General features: G+C 30.7%; 9 protein-coding genes. All 9 read left to right on the forward strand.

Annotated features, from left to right (window positions below; genetic code table 11):
- Positions 1–573: 573 nt before the first annotated feature.
- The 9 genes from ACTIEI_RS04690 (at position 574) to ACTIEI_RS04730 (ending at position 12,196) form a co-directional block, all read left to right on the forward strand.
- Positions 574–1,845 carry a TlpA family protein disulfide reductase gene (locus ACTIEI_RS04690; protein WP_439505126.1) on the forward strand — a complete coding sequence of 424 codons (1,272 nt, stop codon included), beginning with the start codon at positions 574–576 and terminating at the stop codon, positions 1,843–1,845.
- Positions 1,846–2,175: 330 nt separating this feature from the next.
- A complete protein-coding gene (locus ACTIEI_RS04695; protein WP_439505127.1) occupies positions 2,176–3,780 on the forward strand; it encodes a vitamin K epoxide reductase family protein in 1,605 nt (534 codons plus the stop codon).
- A gap of 173 nt (positions 3,781–3,953) precedes the next feature.
- The gene (locus ACTIEI_RS04700) at positions 3,954–4,181 is read left to right on the forward strand and encodes a hypothetical protein (RefSeq protein WP_439505128.1); all 228 of its coding nucleotides are present in this window, start codon (positions 3,954–3,956) and stop codon (positions 4,179–4,181) included.
- A gap of 56 nt (positions 4,182–4,237) precedes the next feature.
- Complete coding sequence (locus tag ACTIEI_RS04705; protein ID WP_439505129.1) at positions 4,238–5,389, forward strand: redoxin domain-containing protein; 1,152 nt, start codon at positions 4,238–4,240, stop codon at positions 5,387–5,389.
- A 330-nt stretch (positions 5,390–5,719) separates the two neighbouring features.
- A complete protein-coding gene (locus ACTIEI_RS04710; protein WP_439505130.1) occupies positions 5,720–6,628 on the forward strand; it encodes a TlpA family protein disulfide reductase in 909 nt (302 codons plus the stop codon).
- Between the two features lie 257 nt (positions 6,629–6,885).
- Positions 6,886–9,138: a peptidase domain-containing ABC transporter gene (locus tag ACTIEI_RS04715; protein WP_439505131.1), complete on the forward strand. Its 2,253-nt coding sequence runs from the start codon at positions 6,886–6,888 to the stop codon at positions 9,136–9,138.
- 9 nt (positions 9,139–9,147) lie between these two features.
- On the forward strand, positions 9,148–10,485 hold the full coding sequence (locus ACTIEI_RS04720; RefSeq protein WP_439505132.1) for an HlyD family efflux transporter periplasmic adaptor subunit: 1,338 nt from the start codon (positions 9,148–9,150) through the stop codon (positions 10,483–10,485).
- Between the two features lie 258 nt (positions 10,486–10,743).
- The gene (locus tag ACTIEI_RS04725; RefSeq protein WP_439505133.1) at positions 10,744–10,944 is read left to right on the forward strand and encodes a hypothetical protein; all 201 of its coding nucleotides are present in this window, start codon (positions 10,744–10,746) and stop codon (positions 10,942–10,944) included.
- 58 nt (positions 10,945–11,002) lie between these two features.
- A complete protein-coding gene (locus tag ACTIEI_RS04730; RefSeq protein WP_295234682.1) occupies positions 11,003–12,196 on the forward strand; it encodes a TlpA disulfide reductase family protein in 1,194 nt (397 codons plus the stop codon).
- Positions 12,197–12,596: the final 400 nt, after the last annotated feature.

The following is a 12,596-nucleotide window of genomic DNA, read 5'->3' on the forward strand; positions in this document are numbered from 1 at the left end:
CGTTTTTGATTAATACTGAGTTTAAATGATAAATTTTTTATCCCTTCTTCGTCAATTAATTTAGTATTAATAAGGTTGTGATTTTTTTTAAATCATTTTACTATTGCGCCCCTACATGTCTATCTATGATAAGTAGGTATTTTGGGCGTGTATTAGTTTTAAAAAAGATTATGAAGTACCTTTTACTTTAGCTTGATGTCAAAAACTACAAGGATTGAGTTTCTAGGGGGTATTTTTACTGCCCTTAATTGATTTTTACGTCTGAAAAATGCTTTCTATAATGCCAGGGGGTAAAAATACCCCCCGGTGATTTTTTTTAGTTTGGAAATTAACCTTGAAGTTTACTAGATAATTAGATATCATGTTATTGGGTGTTTTATTCGATTTCAGACTATCCCTGCCGTTTATTTATCTCAGATATTAAATAAAGGACATCATTTTTCTTTTCGACTAGTACCCGAAAAGAAGAGCCAAATGGTACTACACTTAATCGCCAATAAGTGGTTTGGCGAGCCAATAACCTGCTGATGATTAAAGCAGCAGAAACTATTTTAATGTTTTTAAAAACATAGCATGTTAAAAATATTAATGTTCATTTTATTTACAATGGCTTTTTCGCTTTGCTTTTCGCAATTTAATAAAGTCCATTTATCTATTAAGCCTGGAAAAAATGAGTTTAATTATATTACTTATAATTTCCATTTATCCAATCAAAATATTAATAGTTTTGTAACTCCTACCTTAAACCATTTTTTACTCTTTGATTCTTATACTAACGATAATAAATTATTCTATATTAATTATAAGAATGGTATTGTGCCGGATTCCATCTTTACATTAATTAAGAGGAAAAGAAATCTAGATTCTAATGATTTTCTTGTCCTAGATAATGATGATGTTTTAGAAATTTTAGTTGGTATTGATTCATATAATAATTTAGTGATAATTCCTAATGCTAACAACAATAAATCATTTATTGATGACTCTGTTTATCTCTTTAAAAGAAATTTGCCTGGAATTAATCAATTTGAAATAAGCAATATTGAGTTTAAGAATATCGACTATCGGATTGGTAATAATAGTTCTATTTTGAAGACTTATTATAGATTAAACGTAGAAGTTGATTTTGATAGCTTTGACAAGTTAAAAGTAGTCTCTACAAATAATTATTTTTACGAAGGAGTTATAAGGATTGATAATGATAACTTTATTTTAAAAATTCAATTAATTGGAGCAGGATTAGATTTTAAATATAAAAATGGAATTTCCTATAAACTCATAAGTCCACTTTTAAATACTGCTCCGAATTTAGTTCCCGAAAGGGAAATCAAGAAAAGCACAACATTGGATAAATATACGTTTACCCTAGATAGTGTAAGTCTTTTCGGTGATACTGCTTATGTAAAAATTAAAAAAAACAATAAATTATTTAGTGAAACTTCTTTTATTAATAATCTTGAAGGTTATAATTTATTAAGTAATTCAACTTTTAAATTCCTCAATAATAGAAATTTTAAAGTTCTTGACTTTTGGGCTTCTTGGTGCTTACCATGTTTGTCAGACCATAAACTATTGATGAATGATATTTTTAAAATTAAGGCGAAAAATATTTTCTTCTTTGGTGTTGTTACTGATGAGAGTGATATAGTGAATTCAAAAAAATACTTATTAAATTCAAATTATTTATGGAAAAACTATTTTATTAAATCCCAAAAGCATATTGAGTATTTTAATGTCAAATCATTTCCAACGTATATTGTTTTGTCAAAATCAAATCATATAATCCTCCGAACAAATAGTTATCAAGAATTAATGAATTTCATTGATCAATTAGATGTAAAATAATTTTGATTGGACTAATTTAGATATATGTATTATCACAATTAGCAAAGAACTCTTTTTCTAAATATAGTTAAATGATAAAAATGCTAATAGGGAGCCTACAGTTATTGTCTTTTCAACGAGCCTTTTAAAAAATATTATGAAGTAACCTTTACATTATTTTAATGTCAAAAACTACAAGGTTTGAGTTTCTAGTGGGGGGTATTTTTACCCCCTTAGTTAATTTTTACGTCTGAAAATAGCTTTCAAGAATGCGCGGGGGGTAAAAATACCCCCCGCTATTTTTTTTTAATATGAAAGTTTAAGATGAAGTTTACTCAATAATTAGAGATTATGTTATTGGGAGTCTTATTTAATAGTTTACATGAAAATCAACCATTAATTGTTGCCGCTTTATTAAAGGGATTAAAAGTGAACGTAAGCATGGAAACGATTAATGATACATTACAATCACATCCAGACTATCCAAGTTTTTTATCTATTTCAGATACATTGAATAATTGGAAGGTTGAAAATCTGGTGATACAAACTTCGGCAGAAAAATTAAAAGAGATTCCAACACCATTTATCACAAGCTTTAAACAAGGTGTTTTTGTAGCAGTATTAGAAGTTGTAGAAAATGAGCTACTTATTGTAAACCAACATGGCAAAACTGAAACGATAACTAAAACAATCTTTTTATCTCAGTGGACAGAGAACATCTTAGTTGCTGAAGCAAATGAGTTTTCTGGAGAAATCAATTACCAACAAAAGATTAATGCTACTAGTGTAAAAAAGGTTGTTTATAGTTTAATCCCACTAGGTATTTTGGCTTCCTTATGGATACCATTCATGAATGGCTCCATTACCATTTTGCCCACATTGTATTTATTGGCTAAGTTAATAGGATTAACTGCATCTGTATTATTACTATGGTATGATATAGATAAAGGCAACCCTTTATTGAAGCAAATCTGTTCAGGTATACAAAAAGCCAATTGCAGTGCTGTATTAAATACCAAAGCTGCAACGCTAGGGGGGATAGTAACTTGGAGTGAAGTTGGCTTTGTATATTTTGCAGGGTCATTAATATTCTCAGCGCTCGCTGGTATAAATACGGTATTGCCTGTTTTAAGTATATTCTCTTTATTAGCCCTGCCTTATATCTTTTTTTCTATTTATTACCAGTGGAAAGTAGCCAAGCAATGGTGTGTACTCTGCTTAATGGTGCAGGTGGTTTTATTGACTGAAGGAATATTGGTTATAGCAAATAACAGTTTATCATTTTCTCAGACAAAGGAAGCATTTGCAAACAATTACATTTTTGCACTTTACGCTTTATTCATTCCCGCAATATCTTGGTTTTTATTAAAGCCTTTGTTGAAAAGATTACAGGTTGCTAAGTATGAAAAGAGAAGCCATTTAATGCTAAAGTATAACGATCAAGTATTTTGGTCATTGCTTAAAACTCAGCCATCAATTTTAGAACATTCTACGAGTGAATTAGGTATAACAATTGGTAAACCCAATGCAAAACATACTATTATCAAAGTTTGCAATCCTTATTGTGGGCCTTGTGCAACAGCACATCCTGAGTTAGAGAAAATTATTGAACTAAACCATGATGTAAAGGCACAAATCATTTTTACAGCAACTAATCAGGAGAATGATAGAGGTGCAAAACCTGTTAAACATTTATTAGCTATTGCTGAAAAGGGCAATGAACATACTACTCATAAAGCATTAGATGATTGGTATATAGCTAAAGAAAAGAATTACGATGTTTTTGCTAACAAATACCCAATGACTGGAGAACTAGAAAAACAGACAGACAAAATCAATCAAATGAAGGATTGGTGTGAAAAGGTTAAAATTGAATATACTCCAACTATTTTTATTGATGGTTTTTTATTACCAAAAGGATATCAAATAAAGGACATTAACTATTTTCTTTCATGAGAAAGAATAAGCATATTTCTTTTCGACTAGTACCCGAAACGAAAAGCCAAATGGTACTACACTTAATCGCGAATGAGTGGTTTGGCAAGCCAATAATCTGCTGATGCTTAAAGCTGCAGAAACAATTTTAATTAACCGTTATTCATTATAAGTGAATAGCTAAAACTATTATCATGAAAAGCAAATTGTTAAATTTAGGTACTGCATTGAGCAGAGATGCTCAGAAGAAACTAGTTGGTGGTTCAATTGCAGATAATTGTGGCTCATCTGCAAGAGGTGGATGTTGCAATGTCTACTGTGGTACAGGAACTGGTGTTACTTGTTCTGGATCTTGTGGGACTTGTGGTAATGCTGGTAATGGTTCAGGAAATAAACCTGGTCAAGATAAACTTTGCCAATAAATTCCATATCGAGGCTAATTGATATTAGCCTCGATTTAATCATAACATTATTTTTCATGAAACACACTTTTTTATTAATAATAATTAGTTTTTTTGTTTGTGAGTCTAATTCACAAAATATCTCTTTGAATAGATTTAAACTTGATGGAGAAATAAAAAATTGTGATTCTGGTTTTGTTATTTTAGGCTATATTAACAAAGCGGGTAAAAGAATTAGCGATACTGGGCAAATAAAGAATGGAAAGTTTACATTTTTTGGAGAAATTTCTGAACCTACATTTGCAACAATATCGGGCGTTAAGAAAATAGTTGATTTTAAAGATATTAATAGTGTTGATTTTTTTATTGAACCTATTCAATTGCTCGTAAAACTTGATGCGAATAACTATAGTGATGCAAAATTAGTTGGGTCAAAAACAAATTTAGAATTTAAAGCTCTAATAAAAAGTCTTGATTCTTTAGAAAAAAAATATTTTCTATTAAATAGGAAAATAATCCAAGAGAAAAAAGCCTATGTAACTGCTAGGACAAATCATTCAAGGTTAAAACATGAACAATATACAAATGTTTTAATCGGAAGGCTTCAAAAGAAAAATATAGAATCTAGAAAAGTTATAATTAAATTTATTAAGCATCATCCTAATTCATATGTCAGTCCATATTTCTTTTATTCTTTAGCAAATCAATTGCCTTTAGATTCTGCAAAAAAGATTTATTATTCTTTTTCTGAGAATATACAAAATAGTTCAAATGGTCTTTTTATAAAAGAATTATTTCAACAAAAGGAAAAAAATAAAATTGGAAATCAAGCGTATAATTTCATGACTTTTGATTACGAAAATCAAAAGGTAGAGTTGAATCAATTCAAAGGAAAATATCTTTACATTGATTTCTGGGCAAGTTGGTGTATTCCATGCAGAGAACAATTCCCTAAGCTCAAGAATCTATATTATAAGTATAAGAGTAAAGGATTTGAGGTTCTTACAGTATCAATAGATAAAGACACAATTCAATGGCGCAGAGCCATTGTTAAAGACGGCTTAAATATTTGGTCTAATATATCTGTGTCAAAAGAGATTGAAGATAATTATGATAATGTTAATAATCCTATACCCTCGGGTTTGCTTATTAATCCTGATGGTAAAATTGTTTGGAAAACCGGTACATCTGATAGGCTTGAAGATGTATTAAAGAGGATTATTAAATAGTATAATTATGTATTCAGGAAATCAGCCTGATAAATTTAAAGATTATGGTACAATTATTTTTCAATAAGTATAACTAAATGTTACCTCACTTAATCGCGAACAAGTAGTTTTGTGAGCTAGTACTCTGCTGATTATTAAAGCTGTAGAAAATTTTTTAATTTACCGTTATTCATTATAAGTTGATAGCGAAAACTATTATCATGAAAAGTAAATTAGCATATTTGGGTTGTGTGTTAAACAGATGCAAAATTAATTAAGATACAATATTAACTAGTGATTTTAAAATGTAGCTAATATTTTTTATTATCTACTTATAAATATTCAATTCAAATGTTTATTAAGATATTTACTTCCATATTGATTTTTCATATCTCTATTTCTAAAATATATTCTAAAAAATTGGAAAATGAAAATATTGTATTCGTAGATACAACACTTGATTTTAAAAACTTATCCAGTTTAAACAAGTATTGGGAAATTCAAAATAAAAAGATTTATACCTTTTCTAAAATTATACCGTCTAGCTATTCTGATAAAAACAAAGCTCGATTTTATTCCGACTCAGTGATTTTATTTCAACAAGATTTATATACTGTACTTTTGTTTAAGACACTACGAAAGATAAAAAAAGAAGCTAAAAATATATATGCTATTACTTATAATATATCCTTTTCTAATTTAGTTTCTATTAATGATCGAATAGAACTTTTTAATACTTTCCCATTTGAAATAAGAAATTCAAAAGATGGTAAAAAGGTTCATGATCAGTTGTTAGATTATTCAAATAAGCTGAATCTCGTAACTGCAAACAAATATTTATCAGACTCTTATGTAAAAGGACAAAAAGGGGAATTTTATAAACTCTCAAAAATTTTTAATTCAAATAAACAATACTACTTATTTATAATTGGTGCATCTTGGTGCTCACCTTGCCGACATGAGAATCGGATGTTAAATGGCATTTTCAATTTGATTGATACGAGTAAAATTCAAATTATTGGACTTTCAATAGATGATGATGAATCAAAATGGAAATTAGCTTTAAAACAAGATGCATGCAAATGGTCAAAATTTTTATTAATTGGTGGTGCAAATAGTAAATTATATACTGAAAATGTGAAATACGGGATTCCTTATAATTTGTTATATAATTCTAGCCAACAGCTGATAAGTTCACACAGCTCATTGCAACTTCTTTTAAAACAAATTCCTATGAAAACTAAAACTAAGTTCCATTAATAAGTACAATTCTTAAAGGAAGTGCAAAAAATTGCTTTTTAGAAAATTACGTTGTAGAAATTCCCCACCCGTAATTAATGTTGTGTAAGTTTATCGATAGTAGAGCATATGTTAATTTATCAAATCAAATTGTAATTATGATCCATTTACTGCAACCAATTAAACAAAATAATATTTGTTAATTCTTGAGGATACTGGTAAATCAGATTTATACCTCAGTTCATTTCTAACCGTTAAAAAATTTATTGTTTAAATAAATGTTCCTTTTCCAACCTCAACAAAACCAAATGGATTGCGGTCCTACTTGTTTGTATATGATAAGTAGGTATTATGGTCGTGTATTTGCTTTAGAGAAGTTAAGGGAGTTAACAGAGATAGGTAAGGAGGGTGTTAATTTACTAGGTATTAGTGATGCCGCAGAAAAGATAGGTTTTCAAACATCTGGGTTAAAGTTGAGTTTTGAAAAATTAATTGAAGAAGCACCAAAACCCGCAATACTACATTGGGGTCAAAATCATTTCATTGTTTTATCACCACAAAAGAGGGGTTTTTTTTCAAAGCCAAAAAACATAACAATAGCTGATCCAGCTAAAGGGATTATAACCATCAGCAAAGAGCTGTTCTTACAAAAATGGATAAGTGATAAAAATGAGGATGGAGAGTCTACCGGTATAGCCTTAATTCTAGAACCTGGCCAAAATTTTTACAATGCCAATTACGGGCATGATTTTAATGAGGTATCAACCAATCATGCTAACCAACTATGGGGTTATATAAAGCCACATAAAAAACTGGTTTTCCAACTCTTTCTAGGGGTTATGCTCGGCAGTTTATTGCAATTGGTATTTCCTTTTCTCACACAAAGTGTAGTTGATGTAGGTATCAACACTCAAAACATTCAATTTGTATATATTGTTTTATTAGCTCAACTGGCTTTGTTTGTTGGACGTTTGGGTGTAGAATTTATTCGCAGTTGGATTTTATACCATATCAGTAGTCGAATCAATATCTCTATTCTTACGGGTTTTTTGATAAAGCTGATGAAGTTGCCTTTGGCTTATTTTGATAGTAAAAAAACAGGGGATATTCTTCAAAGAATGAATGACCATAAACGCATTCAAAACTTTTTGACTGGCACTTCACTTAGTACTTTGTTTTCTCTATTCAATTTATTGGTATTTTCTGTTGTGTTGCTTAATTATAGTGTACTCATTTTTGGTGTTTTTACAGCAGCCAGTGTCCTTTATATTTTATGGATTTTGATTTTCTTAAAGAAAAGAAAAGAGCTTGATTACCAGCAGTTTGATATTGCTGCTGCAGAACAGAGTAGTACCATTCAATTGGTACAAGGTATGCAGGAGATTAAGTTGCATGGTAGCGAAAAGCAACAACGATGGCAATGGGAACACTTGCAAGCATCACTATTTAGGGTAGGAATGAAAGGGCTTGCTTTAAATCAATGGCAACAAGCGGGTGCTTTCTTTATTAACGAGGGAAAAAATATATTCATCACATTTGTGGCTGCAACAGCAGTGATTCAAGGGCAAATAACCCTTGGCGCAATGCTTGCGATTCAATATATTATTGGGCAATTAAACTCCCCAATTGAACAAATGATTGGGTTCGTTCAAAATTGGCAATTGGCTAAAATAAGTCTGGAAAGATTGAATGAAATTCATCAATTGGCTGATGAAGAACCAGTAAATTTGAACAGTGATGCTCCATCAGTCATGGTTTTTGAGCTTCCAGAAAATAGATCTATACATCTTCATAATATCAGCTTTACCTATCCAGGTGCTGGTAATGAGCCTGTGCTTAAAAATATTTCCATGCAAATACCACAAGGAAAAGTAACAGCAATTGTAGGGTCTAGTGGTAGTGGTAAAACCACCTTACTAAAGTTATTGCTTAAATTTTATGAGGCGAAGTCTGGGGATATATATATTGGTGATCAAGCAGAATCATCAGGTTTAAACTTGTCAAATATTAGCCATCGTGCTTGGCGTAAACAGTGTGGTGTAGTAATGCAAGACAGCTTTATTTTTTCTGATAGTATTGCTAAAAATATAGCTGTTGGGGAAGATTATCCCGATAAGGCAAGGTTAAGATATGCTGCAAAAATTGCCAATATCACTTCGTTTATCGAAAGTTTACCACTGGGCTATAATACCAAAATTGGTGCAGAAGGAACGGGGGTAAGTGCAGGGCAAAGACAACGAATCTTAATTGCAAGAGCTGTTTACAAAAATCCTGATCTAATTTTATTAGATGAAGCTACCAACGCTTTAGATTCCAATAATGAAAGTACTATTTTAAAAAACTTAAACCTTTTTTTCGAAGGTAAAACAGTCGTAGTAGTAGCACATCGCTTAAGCACTGTTCGTAATGCTGACCAAATAGTGGTATTACACAATGGGGTGATTACCGAGCAAGGTACACATGCTGAATTAACAGCAATGAAGGGTGAATATTTTACTTTGGTTAAAAATCAATTAGAACTAGGCGATTAAAGACGAATTATGCCTCAACAAGAAGAATCATATAGTTTAGATGCAATGCTTGAAGCTGCAAATATTGAACGCTTAGATGAGGCAGATCGTTTTTATAGCCATGAGGTTCGCGAAATCATTAGCAGTAAACCTGTATGGATAGTTCGAAATGGCATTGCAATGTTTTTTGTGATTATTGGTTTGTTATTTACGTTAACCTTTTTTATTCAATACCCAGATATCGTTAAAGCACCCATAAAAATTGTTGGGAATAATTTGCCAAAACAAATTATAAGTAAATCTGAAGGACGAATTGTTTATTTAAATGCACTTGAAAATAAAAAAGTTATTGCTGGTGATGTTTTAGCCATTTTACAGAGTAATGCAGATTACAAACAAGTGCTGTTGTTTAAAAAATGGATTGAACAGACAGAACTTCACTTAAAACAAAACAATTGGAATGCGATTAGCCAGTTAGAAACACTCAATCAATTGGGAGATTTACAAAAAAATTATCAAGATATTGCCCAACAAATCTATCAGCTCTCTTGGGCAAAGACTAAAGGGTACTTTTACCAAAAGCGTGATGCCATTGCTCAAGATATTAGGCTGATTAATCTGTCTAAGGAGAATGCGAATAATCAAAAGCAATTGATTCTTCAAGATTTAACAATGCAACAAGGATTATTGGCCATTAATGAAAAACTGGCTAATGAAAAAGTGATTGCACCTCTTGATTTAATTAAGGATAAATCAACAATATTATCCACAAAACAACAATTGGTGCAAGTTGATGCTGCGGATATTAATCAGTCTGCTAATATTGTTGCCAAACAAAAAGAATTATTGGAAATTGATAAGCTAAATGCGGATATCCAACTAAATTTTATTGCAGCTCTCTTTAATGCCAAAAGTGCGTTGACCGAATGGGCAAATCGATACATATTAGTTGCCAGTGAAACAGGTACTTTGCAGTTTGCCAGTTACTTTCAAGAGAATAGTTGGATCAAAACGGGACAAGAGCTCTTTTATATTATTCCAAAGCAACCCACCTATTTTGCAGAGCTAATTGCATCTCAACAAAATTTTGGAAAATTAAAGCAAGGTCAACAGGTGAATATTGCACTTAATAGTTATCAAAGAAATGAATTTGGTGTGTTACAAGGAACTATCATTAATATTCCACAAGTTCCCTATAAAGACACCAGTTTCTTAATTAAGGTTAAGCTTACTAATGGTTTGCAAACAAATTATCAAAAGACCATTCATTTTAGTAATAGTTTGACTGGAACTGGAGATGTGATTACAGCCGAAGCAAGTTTAGCCGATCGGTTATTGTATCAATGGAGAGGCTTATTTGCTCGTTAATCTCGGGGGGTAAAAATACCCCCTGGTTATATTTTTTTAATTGAATATAATACTTGAAGTTTACTGCACTCAAAAAACACATAAAATACTTTTAATTATTTTCTTTAAAGAGGAAGAATTGTCATATTTCTTTTCGATTAGTACCCGAAAAGAACAGTCAGATGGTACTATACTTAATTACGAATAAGTGGTTTGGCGAGCCAACAATCTGCTGATGCTTAAAGCTGCAGGAATTTAGTTACTTAAAATTATTCAAAAATGAAACAGAAATTCGAAAAACTAGGTTCGGTTTTATCAAGAAAAGAAGCCAAATTAGTTGTCGGTGGAGAAATAATAAATGGCTCCAATGTCGCCCCTTGTTTAACTGACTATACACTTGATTGTTCCGCAAATTCTGCATGTTGTTCTAATAAGTGTGAGAGAAACGGAACCAACACTGGTACATTGTGTATGCCTTAAACTATAATTTTTGAGCTGCACCATTTGTGCAGCTCTTTTTCTTTTTAGATTTTATATTATGAAAAAAAAATTTCTTTTTTGTTTTCTGTTAATATACTCAATAGCTTTTGGTCAAAAAAAGGTTGATGGTTCCCGTTTTAAAATAGTTGGATTTATAGAAGGACAAGAAAATGGGATTGTTGTGCTGAGTTATTTAAATTTTGAAGGAAAATTCATTCATGATACTTGTAAACTAAATAAGGGGAATTTTTTATTTACTGGCAAAATCAAAGAACCCACGAATGCCTATCTAGACGGCAATATAAAATCTAAATCTATCAATGACCCGAACACAACTGATTTTTTTATTGAGCCATCAATGATGAATATATCCCTATTGGTTGATAACTTTAAGAAGGCGACAATAAGCGGATCTAGTGTTCAAAATGAAATGTCTAGACTTCAAAAGTTTAAGGATAGTATATACGATAATATGGGAATCAAATTACTTGAAGCCGAATATAGTAATGCTATTGAACTGCTAAATAAATCAAAAGAGAATATTGTGCTACAAGAATTAGCTAAGAATGCATTTGATAAGCTTATTCCGTACAGAGACAAAATTAAATTAATCGATTTTGATTATATTGAAAAGAATCGAGACTCTTATTTAAGTGCATACTTATTGCGTTATTATTTTTCATCACTTTCTGTTGATTCGCTTGCAAAATTTTATGATAATTTCAGTTTTAAAATTCAACAATCTGTTTTTGGTGATTTAGTTCGTCAACAGATTATCCTTAAATTAGGTGCTGGTGTTGGGAGTAAGGCTAAAGTCTTCTCAATAAACGATATTAATGACCGACTCTTAGATGTTTCAAAATTAATTGGCAAGAAATATATACTATTAGATTTTTGGGCAAGTTGGTGTTTGCCTTGTAGAAAGGGTAGCCCTTATTTAATTGAGTTATATAAAAAATATCAGGATAAGGGCCTAGAAGTAATTTGTATAAGTTCTGATAGAAATAGTGGAGATTGGAAAAAAGCTGTCGAAAAAGATAAAACTAGCCTTTTTTATCACATACGTGATAATCTAGATATTGGTGAGTTTCAAAAAGGTAATATCAATCAATTTAATGTCAATAAAGAATATGCAATATCTGTCTTGCCAACTAAGATTCTCATTGATACAAATGGAATCATAATTTTTCGACAGGAAAATGACGATGACACTCAATTAACTGAACAACTTCGTAAAGTATTTAGATTTTAAGTACCATGATTTGGATTTATATTTTAATTATCATTTTGTTTGTCAGGAGCGTTAGAATATATCACTACCACTTAAGAAAATTAATATGAGACTTATATTTTTTCTATTGCTTCTCTTCTTTTTTAGTTGCTGTTCAATTCAAAACAAAAAAGACTACATCGGTAAAAGAGGAGAGCGCGTTTTTAATCAGTATAAAAATAATAGTACAATTATTTTTTCAAGCCAAGCTGCTAAATTAAATACCATATTGCGAAACGATAAATTTCTTGATACTGTTTCCTTTAGGGAATTGAAAATAAGAATCAATGTATACGAACGATTTATTGCTTTGCATCCTGACTCCACAATTGTAAGACAAATTGACTTTCCTCAGAAATCAAGTCAGATTGACTCATTTTAT

Origin of the sequence: Sediminibacterium sp., from assembly GCF_051860225.1 — a bacterium.
Taxonomy (GTDB): domain Bacteria; phylum Bacteroidota; class Bacteroidia; order Chitinophagales; family Chitinophagaceae; genus Sediminibacterium.

Excerpts from the sequence above, each read along its gene's own strand:
- ACTIEI_RS04690 (WP_439505126.1), top strand. The coding sequence starts at position 574 with ATGTTAAAAATATTAATGTTCATTTTATTTACAATGGCTTTTTCGCTT.
- ACTIEI_RS04695 (WP_439505127.1), top strand. The coding sequence starts at position 2,176 with ATGTTATTGGGAGTCTTATTTAATAGTTTACATGAAAATCAACCATTA.
- ACTIEI_RS04700 (WP_439505128.1), top strand. The coding sequence starts at position 3,954 with ATGAAAAGCAAATTGTTAAATTTAGGTACTGCATTGAGCAGAGATGCT.
- ACTIEI_RS04705 (WP_439505129.1), top strand. The coding sequence starts at position 4,238 with ATGAAACACACTTTTTTATTAATAATAATTAGTTTTTTTGTTTGTGAG.
- ACTIEI_RS04710 (WP_439505130.1), top strand. The coding sequence starts at position 5,720 with ATGTTTATTAAGATATTTACTTCCATATTGATTTTTCATATCTCTATT.
- ACTIEI_RS04715 (WP_439505131.1), top strand. The coding sequence starts at position 6,886 with ATGTTCCTTTTCCAACCTCAACAAAACCAAATGGATTGCGGTCCTACT.
- ACTIEI_RS04720 (WP_439505132.1), top strand. The coding sequence starts at position 9,148 with ATGCCTCAACAAGAAGAATCATATAGTTTAGATGCAATGCTTGAAGCT.
- ACTIEI_RS04725 (WP_439505133.1), top strand. The coding sequence starts at position 10,744 with ATGAAACAGAAATTCGAAAAACTAGGTTCGGTTTTATCAAGAAAAGAA.
- ACTIEI_RS04730 (WP_295234682.1), top strand. The coding sequence starts at position 11,003 with ATGAAAAAAAAATTTCTTTTTTGTTTTCTGTTAATATACTCAATAGCT.